General features: G+C 37.9%; 25 protein-coding genes. 6 read left to right on the top strand and 19 right to left on the bottom strand.

Annotation, left to right across the window (positions count from 1 at the left end; genetic code table 11):
* Positions 1-288: 288 nt before the first annotated feature.
* Positions 289-1983, bottom strand: coding sequence for an IS1634 family transposase (locus tag RGT18_RS00960; protein WP_338174762.1), 1695 nt, complete (start codon positions 1981-1983; stop codon positions 289-291).
* A 455-nt stretch (positions 1984-2438) separates the two neighbouring features.
* On the opposite strand from RGT18_RS00960, the gene glmS reads away from it, so the two are divergent.
* The 4 genes from glmS (at position 2439) to tnpB (ending at position 6607) form a co-directional block, all read left to right on the top strand.
* The gene (gene glmS, locus RGT18_RS00955; RefSeq protein WP_028078903.1) at positions 2439-4262 is read left to right on the top strand and encodes a glutamine--fructose-6-phosphate transaminase (isomerizing); all 1824 of its coding nucleotides are present in this window, start codon (positions 2439-2441) and stop codon (positions 4260-4262) included.
* Between the two features lie 189 nt (positions 4263-4451).
* The gene (locus tag RGT18_RS00950) at positions 4452-5762 is read left to right on the top strand and encodes an ISL3 family transposase (protein ID WP_338174760.1); all 1311 of its coding nucleotides are present in this window, start codon (positions 4452-4454) and stop codon (positions 5760-5762) included.
* A 139-nt stretch (positions 5763-5901) separates the two neighbouring features.
* The gene (tnpA, locus tag RGT18_RS00945; protein WP_338174758.1) at positions 5902-6255 is read left to right on the top strand and encodes an IS66 family insertion sequence element accessory protein TnpA; all 354 of its coding nucleotides are present in this window, start codon (positions 5902-5904) and stop codon (positions 6253-6255) included.
* The gene (gene tnpB, locus RGT18_RS00940) at positions 6248-6607 is read left to right on the top strand and encodes an IS66 family insertion sequence element accessory protein TnpB (protein WP_338174756.1); all 360 of its coding nucleotides are present in this window, start codon (positions 6248-6250) and stop codon (positions 6605-6607) included. Before tnpA ends, tnpB begins: the two co-directional genes overlap by 8 nt.
* A 220-nt stretch (positions 6608-6827) precedes the next feature.
* Here the strand turns inward: tnpB and ftsH are convergent, their stop codons facing one another.
* The 7 genes from ftsH to RGT18_RS00905 form a co-directional block, all read right to left on the bottom strand.
* Positions 6828-8717, bottom strand: a complete 1890-nt coding sequence (gene ftsH / locus RGT18_RS00935) for an ATP-dependent zinc metalloprotease FtsH (RefSeq protein WP_028077517.1) — start codon at positions 8715-8717, stop codon at positions 6828-6830.
* Between the two features lie 4 nt (positions 8718-8721).
* Entirely contained in the window at positions 8722-9273 is a 552-nt protein-coding gene (gene hpt / locus RGT18_RS00930; RefSeq protein WP_028077518.1) for a hypoxanthine phosphoribosyltransferase, read from the bottom strand.
* A gap of 23 nt (positions 9274-9296) precedes the next feature.
* Positions 9297-10502 carry a tRNA lysidine(34) synthetase TilS gene (tilS, locus tag RGT18_RS00925; RefSeq protein ID WP_028077519.1) on the bottom strand — a complete coding sequence of 402 codons (1206 nt, stop codon included), beginning with the start codon at positions 10500-10502 and terminating at the stop codon, positions 9297-9299.
* A gap of 22 nt (positions 10503-10524) precedes the next feature.
* Positions 10525-11052 carry a type II toxin-antitoxin system PemK/MazF family toxin gene (locus tag RGT18_RS00920; RefSeq protein WP_006526728.1) on the bottom strand — a complete coding sequence of 176 codons (528 nt, stop codon included), beginning with the start codon at positions 11050-11052 and terminating at the stop codon, positions 10525-10527.
* A 129-nt stretch (positions 11053-11181) separates the two neighbouring features.
* Entirely contained in the window at positions 11182-11385 is a 204-nt protein-coding gene (locus tag RGT18_RS00915) for a DUF1146 family protein (protein ID WP_050784079.1), read from the bottom strand.
* 3 nt (positions 11386-11388) lie between these two features.
* Positions 11389-12009 carry a uracil phosphoribosyltransferase gene (upp, locus tag RGT18_RS00910; RefSeq protein WP_006526726.1) on the bottom strand — a complete coding sequence of 207 codons (621 nt, stop codon included), beginning with the start codon at positions 12007-12009 and terminating at the stop codon, positions 11389-11391.
* Positions 12010-12081: 72 nt separating this feature from the next.
* Complete coding sequence (locus RGT18_RS00905; protein WP_037403438.1) at positions 12082-12681, bottom strand: L-threonylcarbamoyladenylate synthase; 600 nt, start codon at positions 12679-12681, stop codon at positions 12082-12084.
* A 67-nt stretch (positions 12682-12748) separates the two neighbouring features.
* Here RGT18_RS00905 and RGT18_RS00900 point away from each other — a divergent pair, with 67 nt between their 5' ends.
* Positions 12749-13774, top strand: a complete 1026-nt coding sequence (locus RGT18_RS00900) for a threonine aldolase family protein (protein WP_028077521.1) — start codon at positions 12749-12751, stop codon at positions 13772-13774.
* 28 nt (positions 13775-13802) lie between these two features.
* Here RGT18_RS00900 and RGT18_RS00895 read toward each other — a convergent pair whose 3' ends face one another.
* Genes RGT18_RS00895 through srtB form a run of 3 tightly spaced genes read right to left on the bottom strand, consistent with a single transcriptional unit; the run spans position 13803 to position 16863 of the window.
* Positions 13803-14465 carry an acyltransferase gene (locus tag RGT18_RS00895; RefSeq protein WP_028077522.1) on the bottom strand — a complete coding sequence of 221 codons (663 nt, stop codon included), beginning with the start codon at positions 14463-14465 and terminating at the stop codon, positions 13803-13805.
* Positions 14466-14478: 13 nt separating this feature from the next.
* A complete protein-coding gene (locus tag RGT18_RS00890; RefSeq protein WP_028077523.1) occupies positions 14479-16056 on the bottom strand; it encodes an LCP family protein in 1578 nt (525 codons plus the stop codon).
* A 15-nt stretch (positions 16057-16071) separates the two neighbouring features.
* Positions 16072-16863, bottom strand: coding sequence for a class B sortase (srtB, locus tag RGT18_RS00885; RefSeq protein ID WP_028077524.1), 792 nt, complete (start codon positions 16861-16863; stop codon positions 16072-16074).
* Between the two features lie 83 nt (positions 16864-16946).
* Between srtB and RGT18_RS00880 the strand changes: the two genes are divergently transcribed.
* Positions 16947-17264: a holo-ACP synthase gene (locus RGT18_RS00880; protein WP_028077525.1), complete on the top strand. Its 318-nt coding sequence runs from the start codon at positions 16947-16949 to the stop codon at positions 17262-17264.
* Between the two features lie 45 nt (positions 17265-17309).
* On the opposite strand, the gene RGT18_RS00875 is transcribed toward RGT18_RS00880, so the two are convergent.
* The 8 genes from RGT18_RS00875 to rpmE all read right to left on the bottom strand — a co-directional run bounded on the left by RGT18_RS00875 (position 17310) and on the right by rpmE (position 25214).
* The gene (locus RGT18_RS00875; protein WP_028077526.1) at positions 17310-17525 is read right to left on the bottom strand and encodes a hypothetical protein; all 216 of its coding nucleotides are present in this window, start codon (positions 17523-17525) and stop codon (positions 17310-17312) included.
* A 155-nt stretch (positions 17526-17680) separates the two neighbouring features.
* A complete protein-coding gene (locus RGT18_RS00870) occupies positions 17681-19477 on the bottom strand; it encodes an oleate hydratase (protein ID WP_028077527.1) in 1797 nt (598 codons plus the stop codon).
* A 129-nt stretch (positions 19478-19606) separates the two neighbouring features.
* A complete protein-coding gene (locus RGT18_RS00865) occupies positions 19607-20161 on the bottom strand; it encodes a TetR-like C-terminal domain-containing protein (protein WP_028077528.1) in 555 nt (184 codons plus the stop codon).
* A 27-nt stretch (positions 20162-20188) separates the two neighbouring features.
* A complete protein-coding gene (locus RGT18_RS00860) occupies positions 20189-21367 on the bottom strand; it encodes a diaminopimelate decarboxylase family protein (RefSeq protein WP_006526716.1) in 1179 nt (392 codons plus the stop codon).
* On the bottom strand, positions 21367-22890 hold the full coding sequence (locus tag RGT18_RS00855) for an amino acid adenylation domain-containing protein (protein WP_028077529.1): 1524 nt from the start codon (positions 22888-22890) through the stop codon (positions 21367-21369). The genes RGT18_RS00860 and RGT18_RS00855 overlap by 1 nt, the downstream gene beginning before the upstream one ends.
* A 101-nt stretch (positions 22891-22991) precedes the next feature.
* Positions 22992-23846: a peptide chain release factor N(5)-glutamine methyltransferase gene (prmC, locus tag RGT18_RS00850; protein WP_028077530.1), complete on the bottom strand. Its 855-nt coding sequence runs from the start codon at positions 23844-23846 to the stop codon at positions 22992-22994.
* Positions 23843-24919, bottom strand: a complete 1077-nt coding sequence (gene prfA, locus RGT18_RS00845; protein ID WP_028077531.1) for a peptide chain release factor 1 — start codon at positions 24917-24919, stop codon at positions 23843-23845. The genes prmC and prfA overlap by 4 nt, the downstream gene beginning before the upstream one ends.
* Before the next feature lie 91 nt (positions 24920-25010).
* Entirely contained in the window at positions 25011-25214 is a 204-nt protein-coding gene (rpmE, locus tag RGT18_RS00840; protein WP_006526712.1) for a 50S ribosomal protein L31, read from the bottom strand.
* Positions 25215-25289: the final 75 nt, after the last annotated feature.

The raw sequence follows: 25289 nt of genomic DNA, 5'->3' as shown, positions 1-25289 counted from the left end.
GGAGTTTTTATTATGAATAGTATACCCCGTGAGATTTTATAGGGTATCCCCGAGTTGTAAAAAAGAGGCCAAAATTTGACACCGAGCGATTGTACAGGGTCGCCCCGACCCCGAGTGATTTTATAGTGCCGAAATTTCTAATCTTTAGTGATTTCTTCTTTTTCGTTTTGTGCATTATTAAAACAAGAGAAATTATATCTCCCATTTTGCTAGATTAGGTTTATACTGTTGCTAAGAATGAAACCTGACTTTAGAGTTAAACATTAAAAAATGGTGTAAAACTACAGATTAGAATCTATAGTTCAACACCTTTTTTAGTTTTGTTGGAGATAAAAAATAATTGTCTAAAGGTAATCCTGTCATGTCTGATAATTCGGTAATGAAGTTGGTTCCTATGGATATGTTTGTATAACTGTCTTCTCCTTCAACGAACTGGAATCCTTTGTAGAATTCATTCAGTTCTGAAGAAGAATATTTGTTTTCCAAGACTTTGAATTGAAATATTCTCTGCAGCAGTACAGTAAGATAACATATTAAGAAATGTCCCTTGATCGTATTCTCAAGCTGTAAATAAACAGGTCTTGCATCTAGATCTGATTTCATGATTCTGAATGATTCTTCTATCCTCCACAGGTTGTGGTATGTTTCATATATCTGTCTGGCATCCACCTTTGTTTCAGATGTGACAAGCATATTGTATCCGGCCAACTTCAAGTCATTATCTATCGTTTCCTGATTGATGATGGCCTTTACTTTATCTTCTGTTTCTTCTCCGTTTGAAGTAGATCTGAAAGTGACATATTTTGCGCTTTCCCCATATTCATTTTTCTTTGCAAGTGATACGGACAGACCTTTGGCTTTTTCTACAAGCTTATTTATTTCATATTTGTGTTTTCTTGCCAGTGTCGGATTGTATGTGACGACTCTTTTTTCTTTGATGTTTACTTTTTTCTTTTTTCCGCTTTCATCTGTATATGTGTATGGAAATTCATCGATACATTCTTTACAGTAATAAATGATCTTGCCATTTCTGTCCTTGATTGCTTTGTAGTCATTAGGTAGTAGAACCCATACCTTTTCTGTTTCAGGCAGCTGCTTGACTGATTTGGAAAAGAGATATCCATCGCCGTTTGCCAAAGCTGAAAGTATATTCTCTGAACAGTTCAGTCCCTTGTCCGCTACCCGTATCGTTTTTCCGTGTACTTCATGTCTTTCCTTCAAGTCTTTCAGTACATCTTTCAATACAGGCTTTTCTGATTCATTTCCAGGATACAGCTTCATACCAACAGGAATTTGATTCGCATCCAGCAGTAAGCCCAGCCCAATGACAGGAGCTTTCCTGTTTTCTTTGCTTGGACCCTTTCTTCTGAAGTCATCTTCTCTGTCAATTTCAAAATAGAAGTTTGTACAGTCAAAATAGGTGATAGCAGTATCTATGGAATATTTGTCTTTGACTCTCGAAGTGAACAGTTCAACAATTTTCTCATAGTCATTTCCATAAAATGCCAGGGCACTCAATAGTTGATCGTAGTTGAATGCATAAGGAATATGAAGCTGAGGAAGGATTTCATAATATGTTTTGTATTTACTGCAGGGAGAAACACAACGAGCATATACAAGAAGAGAAAGAACTTCATAAAGTTCAAATTCAAAATCGGTAGTGAATTTATACAGATCAATAAACTTCTTGATATCAAGATCTTCAAGAATGGATTTCAAAGGGAAATAGCCAAGATATCTTCTTGGAGAAACGGAAGTAATTTTCTTGATCTTATCTTGCTTGTTATACAGATTCATTTTTTCTACTTCATCTTTGTAGAAAGCAACAGGATCATCAATACCGGCAGCTTTCAGTTTAGAAACAGAACCAAGAGACCTGATACAACGATGTTTGGTACCTTTGGTAGCAGGAGAATAAAAAGATTCATAAACAGCGAGATACGTATTGTTTTGTTGTTTAGCAACCTTAAGGAAATAAGCCATAAAACACCCTCCTATATAATACACCATTACACCATTAAAAGGAATAGATAAAAATGAATTTGTCAAGTTTTTGAACAATAAGAAAAGCCCATCAATACTGGACTTGAATTACTTTATTAAAAATGTGCTCCTAAAGATTAATGGTGCTAACTTCTAAACACGGGAATACCCAACTTTAGAAGTGGAATTTAACTTTTCACTTGGGGCAGATGATAATGTGGGATAAAATATTTTCTTTTCTAGATAAAATGAAGTAAAATAACAATGTCATGTTGTCGGAATGAATATAGCGCCTGAACTTCTATGAAGTCGACGAGGACCATACTTATCGAAAGGTTCGGCGGATGGTATGGAGGTAAGATACTACCTAAGCAGTGGGTAAAAACAATTGGTGACAATTGAACAGAGACACTCGGTATCCTTCATGACAACTTTTCATAGTGGAGGAAAGAATCATGTGTGGAATTACAGGTTTTACAGGCAAAGATTCAGCTTTGTCATTTTTAATGCAGGGTTTAGAGAAGCTGGAGTATCGAGGATATGACAGCTCAGGCATTGCATTAGTTGATCAAGATAAGATAACGACATATAAAGCAAAAGGTAGATTATCTGAACTTGAAGCTCTCATTCAAAAGGATACATGTATCCAAACTACAGGAATTGGTCATACAAGATGGGCGACGCATGGGATTCCTAACCAATTGAATGCACATCCTCATAATAATGATGATAATACAATATCAATCGTACATAATGGTATCATCGAAAATTTCGCAACTCTTAAAGATGAGCTAAAAACTAAAGGCTATCATTTTCAATCTGATACGGACAGTGAAGTAATAGCTTTGAAGTTAGATGAATATTATCAAAAGAGTCATAATTTTGAACACGCCTTCTTTGCTACGATACATGATTTAGAAGGTAGTTACGCAGTATGCGCAGTATCAAAATATGAACCTAATGTGCTACTTGTGGCAAAAAAAGAGAGTCCGATGGTAATTGGAAAGACAAAAGGAAACACATTCTGTGCATCAGATGCAACAGCGTTATTAACTTACACGAAAGATGTATTAATGTTGGAAGACGGTCAAATCGCCAAGTTAAATGGGAATACCATCACATTATTTGACTATCAAGGGAAAGAAATCGATCAGAATTGGTTGCATATTAATTACGGTGCAGAAGCTGCCCAAAAGGGAGGATATGACTCCTTTATGATGAAGGAGATTCATGAACAACCACAAGTGATTAAAGAGACTCTTCGGAATCGCTTTGATAAAAATGATCATATTTTGATGTCTGAAATTGATGAGCTTAATATTCGATGGGATCATCTAGAAAGAGTTTACTTTGTTGCGTGTGGTACTGCATTTCATGCCGGACTATATGTAAGCTATATATTCAATGCAATGTTTGATGTGACTTCTATCGTCATTCCAGCTAGTGAATTTAGATATGGAAATCCTAAAGTTGATGAGAATACGCTATGTATCTTTATATCTCAATCTGGAGAAACAGCGGATACATTAGCAGCTTTAAAGCTTGCTAAGGGTAAGAAAGCAACGACAATTGCGATAACTAATGTAATCGGATCATCAATCACTCGTTATGCAAATACTACATTATATACATGTGCTGGGCCGGAGATTGCGGTAGCTTCAACCAAAGCATATACAACCCAAGTGGTATTGATGATAACGATGTTATTGAAGTTATGTGAGAAATTAAATTGTATTGCGATGGATACTCATCAGATCATTGGGGATCTTCAACGATTACCTTCAGTTGTAGAGAAACAATTCATCGAAGAAGAAAATATAGAAGAACTATCAAGGTTGTTTAAGGATAAGTTAGATGCTTTCTTTATTGGTAGACAAATGGATTATCCCACAGCGTTAGAAGGTGCACTAAAGTTAAAGGAAATATCATACATTCATGCAGATGCATATTATGGTGGGGAATTAAAACATGGACCTATTGCGTTGATAGAAGAAGGAAGCGTTGCAGTAGCTATCGCAACAGACAAGAATACTCTAGAAAAGACATTATCAAATATACAGGAAACGATTTCTCGTGGTGCTGGAGTTATTATTCTAAGTAATCAAGTAATAACGAATATGGATTCAACGCATGTTATTCAGTTACCGGAAATATCTTCGCTTCTAAATGGTATTACTTCAATTATTCCATTACAACTACTAGCGTACTATGTTGCTAAACAAAAAGGCTGTGATATAGATAAGCCAAGAAATTTAGCGAAATCTGTTACCGTTGAATAATCGTGAGGGTTTGGGGGTGATTATTTTATGGGCACTTTAAAATCTCATGGGGTTGGGGATAGGCTATAAACTTTTGTGGGCGCGAAAAATCATCGTGCTCATTTTTTGTGGGGAGACCAAAATATAATAAAACCTCCATGCTATTATCTTCTTGTCTGGAGAATCAAATAGAAATGGAGGTAGCCCTATATGGCTATTCATGATTTTATCACGTCAACCTTAAATCTAACATCAGATTCAATTCAAGAAATCGATGCGATATGTAAGGAAGACCGTCTTTTTGTATATATCACACTGGTAAACCAACACCCAACCTGTCCTTACTGTGGTGGCCCTACAGTCTCTAAGGGTTATATTCATAGAACTTATAATCACCTTCCTTTAGGTGATACACCTTCTTCTATTCATTGGAAGCGTAGACGCTATACTTGTAAGGATTGTTTTAAAACATTTTGTGAAGAAAATCCTTTTGGGCCTGAATATTTCCATCAAACCTATGCTGTACTGTATAAGATTGCTGCTGACTTTCAAAATCTACATCTATCCTATAAAGATATTGCCGAAAGGTATAATACCTCGGTTACTACTGTCCAACTATATGCCGACAGTTTCATTCAAGTCCCAAGGTTAACTCTACCGATCAATCTAGGAATTGATGAGCTTCATTCTAATATGGCCAAATATGGTGGTTCATATCTATGTTCTTTTGTAGATAATGATGCTCGCGTTCTTAATGAATTATTACCCGATCGTTCAAAACGAACATTATCAGCACATCTCGAGAAGATACCTCTAGAAGAAAGAAAACGTGTCTTATATGTAACCATAGATATGTGGGAACCTTATAAACAAGTCTCTCTCAAATACTTTCCAAACTGTAAGATATCCGTCGATCCTTTCCATGTAGTCAAACATCTTTCTGATGGTTTTACTACATTACGTGTATCTTTAATGAACCAGGTTCCTAAAGAAAGTCCTGCTTACTATCTGCTCAAGCACTTTCACCACCTCTTGGAAACAGATTGCTTTCTGGATAACGAACCTAAATATAATCATTTCTTTCGTCAGAAGATGAACTATCGAGATCTATATGACGCACTTCTCAATCTCAACCCGATACTCAAAAAGGCCTATGGGTTAAAGGAAGATTATAGATATTTTAATAGAAATTCTACTTATCCAGAATGTATTGAAGAACTCACAGATTTAATTAGGTATTTTAAAGAATCTAGACTAGTATGTTATAGCGAGTTCATTAATCTATTGGAAAATTGGTTTGAAGAAATATGCAATTCATTTCAAAGACCAACAGAAGATAGAAAACAGTCTAATGCACTCGCTGAGAGCCTTAATCAAAAGATGCGAGAATTTATTATGATATCAAATGGTCTCAGTAATTTCGAAAGATTCAGAGCACGTGTAATTTATGCACTAAACTACAGGATTGGCTTCTCATTGACATCAAACATTCAAGCATACAATCGTAAACAGAAAAAATAATAAATATATTGTTACCCTCCAGACAAAAAGACAATCCCGTAGAGAATCACTCTTTGGAATTGTCTTTTATAAAATCTATCCCCATGGGATTTTATTGCGTGTTTTTTGAAAACCCCACGCTATTTTAAATGGCTATTTTATGATAATAACAGCGGCAGAGCTAAAGGCACAGCGATGGGTATCGATCATTATGGAATGTAAGACAAGTGGTCAATCTGTTCCACAGTGGTGTAACGAACATGGAATCAACGAAAAACAATATTGGTATTATCACCGAAAGTTGCGTAACCACTTGGCGCAAGAAGTCGGTAATCATATGGATATCTTTCCTGCAACTTTACCGCCATCATCAGATGTCACATTTCAAGAATTGAAGAAACCTATTCGACATGGTTCTGCACACATTCAATTGGGCAATCATCAGATAGAGATCGGTGAAGATATTTCAGATGAGCTATTACTAAAGATCATTCGGGCGGTATCCCATGCTTAAAGAGTATTGTGGTTTTAAGAAGATCTATATTGCATGTGGATATACAGATCTAAGAAATGGAATAGATGGGTTGGCTTCGATCATTCAGAACCATTTCTACCTAGATCCTTTTGATGAAGGAACGTTATTCTTGTTTTGTGGAAGAAAGACTAATCGTATGAAGGGACTGCTTTGGGAGGCAGATGGATTCCTATTATTGTATAAACGATTGGAGGAAGGAAGATTCCAATGGCCCAGAAAGACAGAAGACATAGAGAACATTAGTATCGAACAGTATCATTGGCTGCTTGAAGGCATGGCAATCATACAGAGGAAGACAATTCAGAAAGTAGAACGAAAGATGATACTGTAAAAAAGTTATCCACAACTTTTATTAAGAAGATAGGCCTATAGATGGCGTATAAGGCACATAAAAAGCAGTAGATGAATTTCTACACTCCAGCCCCCAAACTGCTTGATACGTGCCTTTTTATGGCGCTCCAAAATTAGATGGGGTGTCGAAAAATAGATTGTAAAGAAGGATGGGGGCAATATTCGCCCCATCTAATTTTGGAGAGCCCAGTTATTTTATATTATTCTCTCATTGTTTCTTCTGTAGCAAGCTCTGATGCGTCTTTTTCTTCATACTTAAAGTCTGCAGAAATATCTTCACCCTTTACAACTCTTTGAATCTGCTCAGCTGTTAATGTTTCATACTCCATTAATGCATGTGCAATCGTTTCGAGTTCTGTCTTATGTGCTTCGATGATTTGTCTTGCCTTTGTGTGGCATGTATTAATAATCTTACGTACTTCCTGATCAATTTCATATGCAACTTCACCAGAAACGTTATTTGGTTGGTTATAATCTCTACCTAAGAACACATTTTCATTACCAGCGTTGTATTTGATAGGTCCAAGATCACTCATACCATAGAGTGTAACCATATCCTTTGCGATATTTGTCGCATTTTGAATATCGTTACTTGCTCCAGTTGTAATGTCATCAAAGAATAATTCTTCTGCAGTACGTCCACCCATGTAGGAAGTGATTGTATCAAGTAAATCGTTCTTTGTATGCATCATCTTTTCTTCCTTCGGTGTCATGAGGTTATATCCACCTGCTTGGCCGCGAGGAATGATTGTGACTTTCTGTACTATCTGTGCATTCTCCAAGAACAAGCCGATAATTGCGTGCCCACTTTCGTGGTAAGCAACTAACTGCTTTGTCTTATCATCATATGTACGACTAACCTTTGCAGGTCCCATCATTACACGGTCGATTGCTTCATCAATCTGCTTCATGCCGATTTCATCTTTGTTTTCACGTACCGCAAGAATCGCAGATTCATTCAATACGTTTTCTAAATCAGCTCCAGAGAAACCTGGAGTTCGCTTCGCTAAAGCACCTAAATCTAAGTCCTTTACAAACTTCTTATTACGAGCATGTACATGTAGAATTGCTTCTCTACCCTTACGGTCCGGAAGAGCCACTGTAATCTGACGGTCGAAACGTCCTGCACGCAATAATGCAGGGTCTAATACGTCAGGTCTATTCGTTGCGGCAATGACAACAACACCTGTATTTTCTTCCATACCATCCATCTCAACGAGTAATTGGTTCAATGTCTGTTCACGTTCATCGTGTCCACCACCAAAGCCAGCTCCACGTTGACGACCTACCGCATCGATTTCATCGATGAAGATAATGCATGGCGCGGTCTGTTGTGCCTTCTTGAACATGTCACGTACACGGCTTGCACCAACACCGACAAACATTTCTACGAAATCAGAACCAGAAATACTATAGAATGGCACATTGGCTTCACCTGCAACTGCCTTGGCAAGCAATGTCTTACCAGTACCTGGATGGCCACTTAATAAGATTCCCTTTGGAATACGAGCACCCATCTTCTCAAACTTCTTAGGGTACTTGAGATAGTCAATAATTTCTGCCATTTCCTGCTTTTCTTCATCGCAGCCTGCCACATCACTAAAGCGAACACGAATCTTACCCTCTAACTTCGCTCTCGATTTTGAGAATTCAAATGCTTTCGCATTGGCTCCGTTTGCGCCATTCATACGGTTTAACATCCAAACCGCAAATACCGCAAATAAAATAAATGGAATAATGGATACCACTGTTTCCAAGAAGATATTGGATGCATCCGCATCAACAATTGTCAACTTAGTAGATTCATTCCCAAGGCTTTTAATCACCTTTCCGATTTGATCGGAAGTAGATGGAATTGTCGCAGTGAATGTTACTTTTTGTTTATCCTTTTCGTAAACACCCTTTACGACTGTCACATTTGTTCCGATTGAGACAGATGCTTCATCTACCTTTTCTTTTTCAATAACATTCTGCAACTCATAGTAACTGATGCGCTCTGATGAAGCACCCATGTTTAATCCTAATAAGCTGATAATCGCAAGAATGACCACAAGATAAGGGAGAAGGTTTGCTAATTTATTTCTCTGCATTTATTTACTCCTCATTGCATTGATAACATTCGTCCTTCAATACACCAATGTATGGAAGACAACGATATCTCTGGTTGAAATCCATACCAAACCCAATAACGAATTCATTTTCGATTTCAAAACCAACATAGTCCGCTTTAATATCCACAACACGACGACTAGGCTTATCTAATAGTGTAATGATTCTAACGCTATTAGCACCCTTATGTAATAGTGTTTCACGTACAGTCTGAATGGTTCTTCCTGTATCAACAATATCCTCTACAAGTAAGATATCCAATCCTTTAACAGATGTATCTAGATCCTTTAAGATTCTAATATCACCAATCGATTCTGTACCCTCATAGCTACTAACATCCATAAAGTCATACTGAATGTCTAAATCAATATGTTTAATTAACTCAGCTAAGAAAGGAACAGATCCACGTAATAGTGCCACTAATAGTGGTTGTTTTCCAGCATAATCTTCTGTAATCTTAGCGCCTAATTCCTTAGAACGTTCACTAATCTGTTGTTCGTTAACTAACACTTTCTTTATATCTTTTTCTACCCACATGAGAAATAACTCCTTTTATAACATTAGTATTGTATCACATTCAAATTAGGCATTGTAGAGTAATGCTGCACATTACAACCAAGTCCAGGCACGAGAATAATCTCTCCTGCAGCATTCTCAACAACCGGCCAAGTTTGTCGTTGATATTGTGGGATATGACGATCAATAAAAAACCGATGCACTTCCTTACGACCAAAACGCATTTGAATCTTATCTCCTGCATGAAACGAGCGAATCCGAATTGGAAAGTCTGTCTCTTCTAACGTTAGCGCAAAGACGCTAGGACTTCCCTTTTCTGTATAGAAATGTTCTTTACAAACATCTCGCAATTCTTCTAATGAATCAAACACATAACAGTATGGTTCTTCTGGAATATACTTCAAAAGATACGTTCCATCACTCACTAATGAAAACTCATCCAACGGTATCATAAAATCACCTGCATGCATGATAGTATGATCAATACCTTGAAGATGCTTTAAAGAATAGTGTGGTGTCTCTTCCACAAACATTCTCAACATCGTCACTCTATCAGCTTGCGGTAATGTACGATATGTCTCCAGTCGAATCTTGTCTTGTCGAATATAGGTTTTAACACGACATCTTCTTTCTTGCAAGACAGCGTTTCTCTGTTTGATTTCACGTAGATATGCGTTTCTTTCAAAGGGAGTCATCGGTTCTACAATTTGATGGCGAATCTGATTCCGCGTATACTCATCACTTAGATTTGTCACATCGATATAATAGTGTAATTGATGTTCCTTGCAGTATCTAACTAGTTCTTCCTTCGCCACATGCAGTAAAGGTCGTTTAAATAATACACCATGCATTAACATCTCTTCACGCAAGCCATAATACTCTGGCACAATGTTCTTACTTTCCTGCATGATATATGTCTCTAATAAATCATCTTGATGATGACCAATCAATACACCTTGAAAGCCTTCATGTCTTACAATCTCCACAAAAAAACGATAGCGTAAATCACGTGCCGCAGCCTCAAAGTTACCCGTATAGGTAAATAGCTCATTATGCACAAAGATTGGAATTTCTTTTTTCACACAAAAACTGCGGATATAGTTTTCTTCTTCATCCGCCTCTGGACGATGATGATAGTTTACATGCGCTACCGCACAATCAATACCCGCATCAATACACATTTGTAAAAGTGCCATGGAATCTGGTCCAGATGACACCGCAACTAACCACTTACCTTGCAGTTTTTCCATGCCAGTATAATAACATATCCTATCACTCTGTGCTGAACATCACTCTTAACATTCTTTTCTGTACCTCTTTAAACATAGGTGCCGTAACAGGAATATGTGCTTTAATATCAATCACTCTAGCTGTATTGATAAAACGAATATCGTTCAAAAACAACACGGATGGTTTATTCAAACCACTCACCAAGCCAATCTTCATGAGATGATATTTCCCCTGTGGATGATAGATTGAGTCATATGCCTTTTGGTATGTTGCTTCATTTGAAGTCATTGGAACTACCAAAGCCTTTTTTGCACATACAGATACTACCAATCCAAAATGTTGATAACCCATTTCATTTAAGTATGATTGGCCAAATTCAATATAACAGATATCCCCAGGTTTCACACTGATTCCAATATCCTTCCCTGATTGATAACGCGAACGTATCACCCAGTTTGCTTCAGATATCATACCCGCTTCAATATTATGCGGTTGTATAATACGGTAGAGATCCTTGCGGTAGGACATGTAATGATGCCACAAATCATATTTCTGTGCCTTATCTTTCATATAATTGTTTCCCCTTTACTTCTATATTCAAAAATAAAAAGAAAACTCCCCACATTTTAGCTTTCCATTTAAAATCTATACATATTATTAAAACAGGCAACCACAAACCATTGTGATTGCCTGTTTGCTCTATCCAAAATGGAAAAAACTTAATATAAATGAACCTGCTAGGTATGCGATTGCCATCACTAGGATGAAGTAAAGCGCCTGTGCTTGATTCACCTTATTTTTGCGTAATAGCTTTTCATAATTGATTGCGTCCATCGCAAACCACGTCACAAGGAACATCAATAGATATACAACCGAACGCAAGATAAAATACAGATTGGCCATGGCTTACTTTGTACCAAAAATACGGTCGCCAGCGTCTCCTAATCCAGGTACGATATAACCCTGTTCATTGAGATGATCATCTAATGCGGCGATATATACGTCTACATCTGGATGAGTCTTTTGAATTACCTTAACACCTTCTGGTGCAGCTACTAAGCATACGAGCTTAATGTTCTTTGCGCCACGCTTCTTGATCTGTGCAATTGCATCCTTTGCACTACCACCAGTTGCCAACATTGGGTCAACAACCATGACAATAGCGTCTTCTAAATGGCTTGGGAACTTCGCAAAATATTCTACAGGTTCTAAAGTTGTCTCATCACGGTACATACCGATGAAGCCTACCTTAGCTGTAGGAACCAAACGTCTAATACCATCTAATAAACCAATACCTGCACGCAAGATTGGGACGATGACTACTTCTTTACTTAATTCATAGCCAGTGCACTTCGCAACTGGTGTTTCAATTTCAATTGGATTTGTTGGTAAATCACGGCATACTTCATATGCCATTAGCTCTGCAATCTCGTCTAGATTCTCACGGAAATCCTTTGTTCCGCACTCTTTACGACGCATTTGTGTCAACTTATGTGTAATTAGGGGATGATTCAATACTTCTAACATTGTCTTCTTTCCTCCGTATTTCCTGTTCTAAATGATATAAGAAGATACCCATACATGCAAGGATATCAAGCGTTATTTCAATAATTTTCCTGTAATGTCCTGCATGGTGATTGGACCTGGTCTTAAAATAGCCAGCTCTTCTTTTGTACAGTCTACGATGGTACTCGCTTCACCGAAGGACACATCACCTTCTACCATTCCATCCAAATCTGGACAACTCTTCTCAATCTCATCTAATGATGTACAAGTTGGCTCACCCGATTGATTCGCACTTGTCATGAAGATTGGTCTTCCTAACCCTTTAATGATTTTCGCAAGTGTATTCGACGTAGCCATACGAATCGCAATTGTATCTAAATTCTCTTGCGATAGATTCACTCCATCTTTACGTTTAAGAATGACAGTAATTGGCCCTGGCATAAAGCCTTCAATGACTTTCTTAGCCCTTTCATTCACTTCCGCAATCTCTTGAATCTGTGCTAGATCTGCACACATCACTGGAAATGCTTTTGTTAAAGGACGGCGCTTCACATTTCTGAGGTTCTCTTCTGCTTGATGGCTAAAAACTTGTGAACATACACCATATACCGTATCCGTCGGCACACTGATGACCCCATCCTTTTTTAGTATCTCGATGATTTCTGGAATCTCTTCTGCTTTAAAACGACGCATATACTTCCTCTTTTCTACTTTTATCTCTTTGCCTTATAATTATAGCGCGAAATACGGAGGGTATCAGATGATTCGATTCGATAGTGACTATACAGAGGGTTGCATCCCTGAAATTTTAACAGCCTTAACAAATTCAAATGATGAACAAACAATTGGTTATGGTAAAGATGACCATTGTTTAAATGCCGCAAAGCTGATCAAACAGGCAATCAAACATGATAATGCGGATATCCACTTCATGGTTGGTGGCACACAAACCAATATCGCTGTAATCACAGCCATCCTAAAACACCACCAAGGCGCAATCTGCGCAGAAAGCGGACATATTAACGCACATGAAACAGGTGCACTTGAAGCCGTAGGACATAAATGCCTGACACTACCAACACCCAACGGTAAAATCACAGCCGAACAAGTTGATACACTGATTCAAAACCACTACAATGACGCAAGCGCTGAACATACTGTACAACCAGGTATTGTATATATTTCATTTCCTACAGAAAGCGGTACCCTATATTCCAAACAAGAACTCACAGAATTATATGCAGTATGTCAAACCCACAACACTCCTCTCTTTATTGATGGTGCAAGACTTGGCTATGGCCTTATGGCCAAAAATAATGATGTGACCTTTGAAGATATCGCAAATCTATGCGATGTATTCTACATCGGTGGCACAAAAGTCGGTGCCCTATTTGGAGAATGCATCGTCATCTTAAATGATTTATACAAGAAAGATTTCCGCTACTCCATCAAACAACATGGTGGAATGTTAGCCAAAGGTAGAATGTTAGGAATCCAATTTGAAGAACTCTTCAAAGATAATCGCTATCTTACAATCTCAAAACACGCTATCGATATGGCAGATATACTCACTGAAGGATTTCAATCAAAGGGATATAGCTTCTTCTTCCCTGCTGAAACCAATCAACTATTTCCAATATTTGAAAACACAAAGCTAGAAGAACTATCCCAAGAATTTGCCTTTACCCCTTGGATAAAGATTGATGAAACACATACAGCCGTACGCTTTGTGACATCCTTTGCGACAAAGCGCAAAAACGTTGAATACTTACTAACAAAAATATAGTTGCGATAACTACGCAACTATATTTTTTCTATTCATGAATTGAAATAACTGTACCATCATTCTTCCAGATACTATTTTCGTGTACCACACCTCTTACACAAGATGTTGGATATACACGAGAGTGTCTACCAATCACAGTGCCTGGATTGAGCACTGAGTTACACCCTACCTCAACATAGTCTCCAAGCATTGCGCCAAACTTCTTAAGACCCGTATCAATACGATGATCCTCCTCTCGAATCGTAACAAGTCGCTTATCACTCTTTACATTCGATGTAACAGAACCTGCTCCCATATGAGAATAATATCCTAAGATGGAATCTCCTACATAGTTATAGTGTGGTGTTTGAACATGATCGAACAGAATAACGTTCTTTAACTCACAACTATTTCCAACCACACAATCTGCCCCAACTAACGCCGCAGATCTGACAAATGCACAATGACGTACTTCTGTACGTGGTCCAATAATGCATGGTGCACCAATAAACGCAGACGGAAATACTGTCGCTGTCCTGTGAATCCAAACATGTTCAGATACCTCTGTGTATTCTTCCTTGTCCAAGCTTTCACCTAGCTTTAGGATGAAATCCTTGATTCCAGAGAGAGCTTCCCATGGATACGTAAATTGTGATAAATAGTCTTTCGCAACTGTGTGTTCTAAATCATACAACTCATTAATACGGTACATAAATCCTCCTGGTCTAGTTTGCGGAATGATCGTTAATCCCCTCAGGTAGTGTTTCCTGGGAAATGATTCCATCATTTATTACTTTATCAATCTCAGCGTTAATGAAGTCTACCTGATTTTGATACAAATACACAACAGATAATACTTGATCTGGTGCAGATGCACAGTATTCGTTACCAACATCACCATCAAGATGATACTTCACAATATTCCATTGGATATTCTGATCCAACTGTTTCTTACATAATGCATAAATAGAATCAGTAGAAACATTGGTTAGGAATTTTCCTTGCAAGGCACTCAGAATATTATTGAACGAACTAATTAACTCAGGACTCAACAACTTATGAATGATCGCTGATAGCACGATTTGTTGGTGGAGGTTACGATCAAAGTCACCGTTAGGCAAACTATAACGCTCACGTACATACTCTAACGCTAACTCTCCATCAAGATGTAATATACCCTGTGGATATGTACGTTCAGTAAAGTGCGTTGTAAATTCAAATGGGTTATCAATATCAACACCATCGATTGCGTTGATAATATCCTCAAACGTTGTAAAGTTTACTAACATGTAGTAATTAACATCTGCCCCAAGTAAGTTACTAGCACCCTTTAATGTATTTTGGATACCACTTAACCCAAGGTGTGTTAATTTATCTTTCTGATTCTTATATGCAGGGTTTGGAATATACGAATCACGTGGCAAGTTAGTAATCAAAATCTGATGCGTATTTGGATTTACCGTTACTGCGATATCCACGTCTGTTCTACCCTCCAAGCTTAACTCACCTGGCTGGTCATTACCCGCAATAAAGAGTGTAAACGGTGTATTCGCAAGGTTTGTCTTATCTTCTGTTGCTTGGGTTGTTTCTACCTTGCGGAAATAACTACCAATCAGTTTTGTATCCGTCTTAAAATTCTTGAACTCATCTGTCTCTAAAACTGTCGATAAATAAGAATCACTTAACAATAATACATCACCTTGATTTGTATACAAGTTTTTTACTGCAAACTGTACGGAACTACTATTGACTGTCTTTAGATTATCATTCTTTAAATCCACACGTAGCTTCTCTAACGTATAGTTTTGATTATTTCCATCTATACCTAAAGCTGTGATAAATGCTGCATTTTGATATTCTGCTAACTTCATACTTTCCTTGTACTGTGAGTTAGCGAAAACATCTTTGTGCTTCTCTTTATACGCATCTGTCATAACATAGATGCCAATTCTAACCTCATTGCCTAAAACAGAAGAGAAGATATTACTTAAGCGGTCTGTATAGTACGGTAGTGCGATATTTACAATAATGAGCGCTACCGCAAGCACTGTATTTACTACCTGTGCAAATACATTATTCGGTTTTACCTTCGATGTTAATATGAATGTTAACCAATCGATCATCGCAAGTACAAGTACAACGATAATACTCCACTTCGTCGGAAACATTGGCATACGCCAGAATGTAATCGCAAATACAATACTCGCAAGGAAAAGAATCAGCCACAAAAATCTTGCGCTAATATATCTCTTCTTACGTTTTTTCTTCTTTCGAATTACTCTGTTTGGATTTTGTTCCATCATAAATGATTTCCTTATTTATGAAGCCTTTACCAGCTTTCCAACTAATACATATCTTCCATCTTCAACATCATAGGAACATGTCGACAGCATCACAATTTGGTCTGTTGCGGAAACGGTCTCATCACTCTTAAATGTCGACGCAGATACAAAACGATCTACATAGCTTAAGAATTCACTATCACTGCCAAAGTCATATTGTACATAGTTGTCTGTACCCGTTGTAGAATATCCTGCAATCGGATAAATCTTGTATGTACCATTTGGTGTCTGGAAAATCATTTCCTTATGACTATCATAGTAAGATTGTTTCTTATATTTTTCGATATCCGCAAACATCGAGTCATTTAACATATGGTGGCCATAAATAACAGTATTCTTATGGCTGAAATCTCTTCCGTTATTGTAATCAATAAATACAGTTCCACTCAGATTGTATGTACCATCAAATAAATGGTCTAAATAATAGCTATTGCCATACTTATTTTCATCTGTACTAGCGCCAAACACAACTGGATAATCCACATTTGAGTTTGGAAGTGTAAGCCAACCCGCACAATCTGGATTCTGCTCTAACAGCTTCTGAAAATCTAATGTGGAAGTTGTATCATCTTTGTCAGTATCCTTCTTTGTTGTAACGGCATTCTTACGTAAGTTATCATACGCATTTCCTGCTTGGTTATAACTTGCTAGACCTTTATATACCTGATAGGCGGAAAAAACCGCAACACCTAAACATACAATCATAATGATATCAAGTACGAGTCTTCCCACTCTAGATAATTTCTTTTTATTCTTCTTTTCTTTCATACTAACCTCTGCAATATTTTACAGTCGATTGACTGACTGTGCAAGCATTCGCCAAATGCACGTAACTATGTAATAATAATACCATGTTAGGCGTAGACATCGTAGATATGCTTCGAATTGACCTAGAAAAACCCATCATTTCACATGTTTTAACACAACCCGAAATGGCGGAATTCTCCTCAAAGCATACTACCACACAGAAAAAACAATATTTTGCGGGACGATTTGCGGCGAAAGAAGCTATCTTCAAGGCAACCCAAGATAAAGATTACTTACAGTACAGTATTCTAAATGATGAAAGTGGGAAACCTTACATCAAAGATCATCCCGAACTTGAAGTGAGTATCTCTCATGACGCAAACATCGCTATTGCGATTGTACAAGATACTTCGCACAAATAATACTATTTATCTACTGAAAAAGTTCTCTTGTGCAAAGAGAACTTTTTATTCATAATCTTTCGGTATTTTTCGATAAATCCAATAAGCCCTAACAAACAATACAATTGTAATCAAAATGAAAAATGTAAGTGGTGCCGATACCCAGGTATCATTCATATAAATCCCCGCCAAGTAAATCTTAATAAAAAACTGTAGTGTGATACCCATCAAAGTTAAAACTGTTAAATAAACACATAGAAATAATAACTTCTGTTTACTCATAAAACTCCCCCTATAAATTTGAAATTAGATAAGTACCGGATGAATGATGAATGTCAGTTTTTGATTGTTGTTGCATCGAGTAAATACTATCTGCACCCATATTATATGCCTAAAAAAAGGAAAGCGCATTGCTTTCCTTGTCTTAGCAGAAGCTTCTATTTAATAAGTCCACTATTCTTTAATAGAATTTCAATATCTGTTCCCCTTACTCGATTCAACACTTGATTGAGTACAAATTTTTCGATAAAGGATAAATCCTTTACTTCTGTAATTGGCTTCTTATCAATCGCGTAGTAACATGCCCGCAATAATTCACGTACATCATACTTACTACCCCAAACCTCAGGCACACCACGATCAATATCTAATAGGGTATAGACAGATTCCATACCTGTACGCATGGAATATTCTGTTGTAAAAATCGTATCTCTTGGTGTCTCTGCAAATTGACCGATAAAGGCAAAGTTCACTGCTCCATCTGGCACAACCTTAGGACGATCTGATTCTTTACGTGGTTGGAAGAACGCATTGATATATGGCATGAAACATGTCGTTGTATTACATGCTTCTTGTGCAAGCGAGGCAATCTTATCCGTCGGAACACCAATATGATATAACCACTCTTCACAAACCTCGATACCTGTGCATTCACGCATTGGCTTCTTGATATAGTTGCCTTCTTTATTCGTATTTAATGCGTATAACCAAATTAACACGAGACCTTTATCTTGTGACTTAAACTGTGGTTGACGGTTGATGGTCCATGATAGATACCAGTTATCAGTACTATCTTTTACGGTAACGATACCACCTGTCGTAACCTTACCAGTGCGTGGATTACGCTTACAGATATTTGTGATATAGCGGATAATTTCTTCATTTGAAGTAGCTACTGTCGCACTCATCCAGTTTGTCGCATTTACATCTGTACAGAAAGCCTCTGGGTTACCAAATTCACCATGCATTGCCTGGGCTGCGATTGCCTTCCACATATCCCAGGATTCACCATAGCCATTCTTTACGTTCGATAAATCTGGAACGTGTGTCTGGTCTCCATAACAGGAAGTATCCGTACAACATCCATTGGTAATAAATACAAGATCATCTTCAATTAAGTCAATGGATTGTTCAATCCCATCCTTCTTATACACGATTTGTCTAGCAATCTTCTTATTGCCACGTGTTTCAATCACAACGTTCTTTACATCCATCCCGTATTCAATATGAACTCCATGATTCTCTAAATACTTCACGAGAGGTAAAATCATGCTTTCGTATTGGTTGTACTTTGTAAAACGCAAAGCGCTAAAGTCAGGTAATCCATCAATATGATGTACATAGCGACATAGATAACGTTTCATCTCTAGTGCACTGGACCACTTTTGGAAGGCGAACATCGTCTGCCAATATAACCAGAAGTTTGTATCCCAGAAGGAAACCGGTAATATATCCGAAATCTTCTTTCCTTCCAAATCCTTTTCTGGTGTTAAGAATAATTTAGATAATGCCATTGCGGATTTCTTATCAAGTTTAAACTGCTTATCTGTATGCGCATCTTCACCACAATTTATAGTCGCTCTACATAGTGAATAGTTTGGATCACGTTTATTTAACCAATAATACTCATCTAAGACAGATACATCCGGTGTCTCGATCGAAGGTACATCACGGAAGGTATCCCACATCACTTCAAAGTGGTTATCCATTTCACGACCACCACGCATAAAGAAGCCTTTTGTGACATCCTTACGTCCATCACAGCTTCCACCCGCAAGTGTAGCCTTTTCTAGTAAGTGAATATGTTCTCCACTCATTTGTCCATCACGGACAAGATAAAACGCTGTTGTTAAACCAGCTAGGCCTGTACCAATGATATATGCTGATTTCTTATCCACATCCTTTGGCTCTAATGGTCTAGCAAATGACTCATAAGTTCCTGCTGAATAATACATATGAAATCCTCCTTCATCCACATGCATCATATCAACTCTATATTCTTTTTCATTTAGCAGGGTCTCTAAAAAGATAAAAGTTTTATCACTTTTCTTATTGTGATAAAACTTCATACTTTAATAAAAATTTTAATATTGAAATCTAGTCAGTGAAGCACGAATAGAACCCTTAATTAGTTTATTCAAGCGCTCTACAATTTCTTGTGGGTTCTCTTTCATATCCTCTTTGATCCAATCTAACATGATACCGATAAAGATATAGGAGTACGCCTGTACGATGAACGTCTTATCCTCATCCCGTACGTTAAGACCTCCAGCTTCTTCATTGACAGCATTTAGAATCAAATCTTCTACAAGTGGTCGTAAATAGATTTCTACCTGTTCACGATGAACACAGTGATAAACATTCATAATAAATGGTTTATTTGCTTGTACAGCTTCTAAAATCTGTAGGAAACCCTGTTGCCAAGTGTCATAGGTCTTCTTCTCATCTAACGCACGCTTTGCGTCTGTTAGACAAGACCATTCAACCAAATCATAGATATCCTTGAAGTGATAGTAGAATGTCATACGATTCATACCGCAATCTTCCGTCAAATCACTGATTGTGATTTTCGATAATGGCTTCTTCAACAACAAATTCTTGAGCGATTGTTCTAAAGCACGTTTCGTTACTTGTGACATACTACCTCCTTTACAATCAAACGATAATTAGTAATTTTGAATGGTATTGATTGGATAAGATTCCTGCATTTGTCTTGCGACGATGTATTTATTCTCTGCTGTACGCAATAAAATTAATGGCATTGTACGACTTAAGAATAAGTGAATACCTTCGGTGACAGAGTACGCTCCACAATTGTTAAAGGCTAAGTAATCACCCTCTTGCAAGCCTTGTAGAGTTACATCTCTTACAAGCACATCTGCAGTTGTACAAAGGCTACCACATAAACACCAATTCTTTTCGATACGGTTATCACATGCATGCAAGTGTTGAATGTGTGGTACCTTCATACCCATCATCTGACCATAATAGTTTAAATGATTCATACCTCCATCTACGATACAGTAATTTACACCTTCATTTGACTTGCAATCCATTGCACGTGTGAGGTATGTTCCACAGAATGTGGAATAGAATCTACCCATTTCAATTGTTAAATCAACAACCCCAGATAGTTCTTTTAACTTCTCATGGATATTCTCAAGAGGTTTTAACGTATCACTAAAATCATCGCCTTCAAATAACGGAACAGAAAGTCCTGGTCCATATTCAATCTGTTCTACTTTACGATTGAATGTTGTTTGAATTTCTTTGATTAATTCTAACAACACATCCAGCTCTTTAATTTGTTTATCATTCTTCTTGCGCTGTGTACCCGCAAAGTAGTGAATACCCTTTACAATCACGTTTGAATATTTCTCTTCATTTGCATAGATAGAGAATAAATCTTCCTTAGACATACCAAACTGACTACCTGCATTCAATCGTGGTAAAATTTCCACTTTCTTTTGGTACTTTCCTGCAACTTGATTCACGATATCCATGTGTAATAAAGATTCTGCTGTATAGTGAATCACTCCATATTCCATCGCATCTGTCACATCTACTTCTGTCTTATTGACACCAGAATATAGAATCTTGGTTGGCTCTACACGAAGTGCTTTACAGATGGATAACTCACCTGGACTACATACCTCTAACTTATCCGTGATTTCTGCCATCGTCGGAATCAAGAATGGATTTGCCTTGATAGAGTAACATAGCTGATACGCACCACCTACAATTTCTCTCATCTTTTTAACACGCTCTTTTACCGCTTCTAAATCAAAGATAAAACAAGGTGTTTGATAATGTTCTGCGATATACTTTAGTTCTTTTTCTTGCATTATTCGATTCCTTCCATCTTCTTTAATACGGCACGATCAATCTTGCCATTCTTTGTCATTGGCATTTCATCTAAATGCACCAGCTTGTTAGGCACCATGTAGCTTGGCATAACGACCTTTAGTTCGTTATGTAATTCCTTTTGATCACGGTCACCCAACCAGAATAAGTAAATACGTTTCTTGTTGTGGTCATAAATTGCACAAGCACGCACAACACCATTACGTCCTTGAACCAGGCTTTCAATTTCACCTAACTCAATACGATGTCCTAAGTGTTTGATTTGGAAGTCTTTGCGTCCGATATAGACAAGCTCTCCTTGCTCGTTATATTTTGCAAGATCACCCGTACGATACATGCGTTCATAGTACACAGTATTTAATGGATTCTGTACGAATACAGCTGCTGTCTTTTCTGCATCATGATAGTAACCTAGCGCAAGACAAGCACCCGCAACACAGATTTCCCCACTTTCATTTGGCGTATCTACCAATTGATTTTCATCAGAAAGTAAGAATACCTTCTCATTATCAAACGCTGAACCAATTGGAATGATTTCATCCGCAGCATATTCGTGATTCTCTAAACGATAATATGTGCAGTTACATGTAATCTCAGTAGGTCCATATAGATTGATAAACTCTGCCTTCGGACAATTCTTCATCCAAATATTTAAGTGCTTAATCGGCATAACTTCTCCACTGAACATCACTAAACGAATTGTCGCTGGATTACGATAGCCAAATCCGTTCATAATGGATACAAAGCACATTGCGCTAACCGCCCATGTTAGTACAGTAACCTGATGGTCACATAAGAAATCCATCAAGTGTGTTGGGTTACTGAAGAATTCACGTGGAATGAGTTCTACTCGAGCACCTACATAGATACTGCTATAGATATCTTTGACAGATACATCAAAATCAAACGGTGCTTGGTTGGCAATACGATCATCCGCACAAATTCCAGATACCTTCACAAATTCTGGAATAAAGTCAATGACCGATCCATGTCCAACAACAACGCCCTTTGGCACACCAGTGGAACCACTGGTAAAGTTCACGTAAAGAGGATCTGTACTAGCTGCTTGTTTACGAATCCCTGCAAGCATGTTTTCATTAATGATACCTTCATTGATGATATCCTCAACTTTTACAATGTTGGCTGTAGGCCCTAATTTTTCACGTGCTTCCTGATAGAAACGTTCGTTACTCAAGATTACTTTTGGGTTTAATACTTCAATAATCTTTTCGATGCGACCAATCGGTTGTCTCGTATCAATCAGAGAATAGAATCCACCAGCATATACTGCACCATACATTGCGGCTAAAGTTGTATTACTCTTTTCCATATACATCGCAACCGCCTGGCGAGGTTGAATATATGTCGCAAGTTTGGTGCCTAGAATCTTGGCGTCTTTCACTAGCTCTTCATATGTCATTTCTGCGGTTGCATCTGCGACCGCAATCTTACTTGGATGTTTTTGGCAAGAGGCTTCTAGCCACTCAAGAATATTCTTTGTCATAGTTTTTACTCCTAACGTATCTATTTTACTATGTTCATTGATTTTTGAATGTAAAATTTATCTGAAAACACAAAATACAAAAATGGAGTACCCCTCCATTTTTAACAATTAAAATATACAAATAACATGCGGTCTTTACCGTTCATGTCTTTGAGCATCTCATAACGAGCATCCGGCAACAGCTCTTCTACCAGTTTACTCATGCGTTCACGCTGATCCCACCCCATCTCAAAAGCCATGAATGCCTTTTTATTGAGTACTTTTTTACAATCCTTAAAGATCATGCGATAGAACTTTAGTCCATCCTCACCACCAAATAAGGCAACGTGAGGTTCAAAGTCCACAACGGAGGTTTCCATCTGCTCATCCTGTGGGATGTATGGAGGATTGGAAATGAGTACATCCAAATGACGGTTTGCATCAATGAGTGGCTGTAACATATCCCCAGCGGTAAAGTCGATGTCCACTTCATTATTTTTCGCATTCTGACGTGCAGTGACTAAGGCTTCTTCACTGATATCTGTTGCGTGCATCTTTACACGACTTTCTTCTTTTGCGACTGTAATCGCAATGGCACCTGAACCTGTCCCAACATCTGCACATTCTACAGTTTCTTGCGTTGGGAAGATTTCATCGATGCGAGATAATATCAATGCACAGAGTTCTTCTGTTTCACAACGTGGAATTAATACATCTTCGTTAACAATCATCTTATACCCATAAAACCATGAATAGCCTAATACATGCGCCATTGGTTCTTGTTTTAAGATTCTCTCCATGCCCACATGGAATTCCTTCGCGAGTTCTTCTGGCATTTCATCATCGATATGCATAAACAAATCATAGCGTTCACGTTGCGAAATTTCTAAAAGATATGCCATGACAGTTTCCGCAGGAATATCATTCTTTAGACACTCTTTTTCGTATTGCTTGATTGTTTTTGCAAATGTACTCACAACTGTGTCTCCTCGAGCTTTCTCTTTTCTTCTTCTGCTAGTAAGCCCTCAATCACACCATCGAGTTTGCCTTCCATGATACGGTCTAGCTGTGTAATTGTTAAACCAATACGGTGATCAGTCACACGGTTTTGTGGGTAATTATATGTTCTAATCTTCTCAGAACGATCGCCTGTACCAATCTTGGCACGACGAATCTTACCAGCTTCTTCTTCCTGAATACGCTTGAGTTCTTCGTATACACGTGCACGGATTAAACGCATCGCTGTCTCACGGTTTTCAATCTGCGAACGTCCATCTTGGCAGTTTACCGTAATGCCTGTAGGAACGTGCACAATACGTACAGCAGAATCTGTCTTATTGATGTGCTGACCACCAGCACCAGAAGCACGGTGTGTTTCAATTGTTAAGTCCTTTGGATCGATTTCGATATCGGTATCTTCCGCTTCTGGTTGACAAAGCACAGTTGCGGTAGAGGTATGAATACGTCCCTGTGTCTCTGTCTTTGGCACACGCTGTACACGGTGTACACCAGATTCAAACTTCAATTCCTTATATACATCCGTTCCCTTTATAGAGAAGATGATCTGCGTATATCCACCCGCTTCACTGACAGAAGCTTCAAGAACCTGTACCTTCCAGCCTTTGCTTTCAGCGTACTTACTATACATACGATATAAGTCACCAGCGAAGATATTACCTTCATCTCCACCAGCTCCACCACGGATTTCCATGATGACATCATGGTCATCATCCGGATCACGTGGGACAAGTAGGTGCTGAATTCTTTCTAACAAGACTTCACGTTCTGGTTCACATTCATCCTTTTCCATACGTGCCATCTCTTTGAGTTCAGGATCATTCTCCTTTAACATCTCATCTGCTTGGGCAATACGAGAGTCTAACTCTAAAAGTTGGTGGTAAGCCTCAACAGGCTGTGTAAGTCTTGCCTGTTCTTTGGATAATTTTGTAAGGAGCTTAGGGTCTGACATTACTTTTTCATCCATAAGCTTCTCTACGATTTCTTTATATTGTTTTTCTATTTCCCTTAATTTTGTTCTAACTGCGTCCATAGTATTCTCCACATATTTTCCATAACAACTTTAACATAGATTATATTCTTTGTATTCAAAGAAAAAGGTCCGGAATTATACCGGACCGGCTTTATTTCATACCGTACTTCTTATTGAACTTCTCGATACGTCCTTGAGCCTGTGCGAATCTCTGACGTCCAGTATAGAATGGATGGCAGTTTGAGCATGTATCTACTTTGATTTCAGATAATACAGAACCTGTTTCAAATTCTGCACCACAGCTTGTGCATACTACCTTCGCCTTGTGATAAGTTGGATGAATATCTTTTTTCATTTTTATCTCCCTTCTGCCTTAAGCCTCCGATTGGCTTAAAGAAAGTGCTAAATTGCCTATTTATACTACCATAAC

Source organism: Solobacterium moorei (genome assembly GCF_036323475.1).
Taxonomy (GTDB): domain Bacteria; phylum Bacillota_I; class Bacilli_A; order Erysipelotrichales; family Erysipelotrichaceae; genus Bulleidia; species Bulleidia moorei.
The sequence above is the reverse complement of the archived record's forward strand: the minus strand, read 5'-3'. Positions and strand labels throughout refer to the sequence as shown.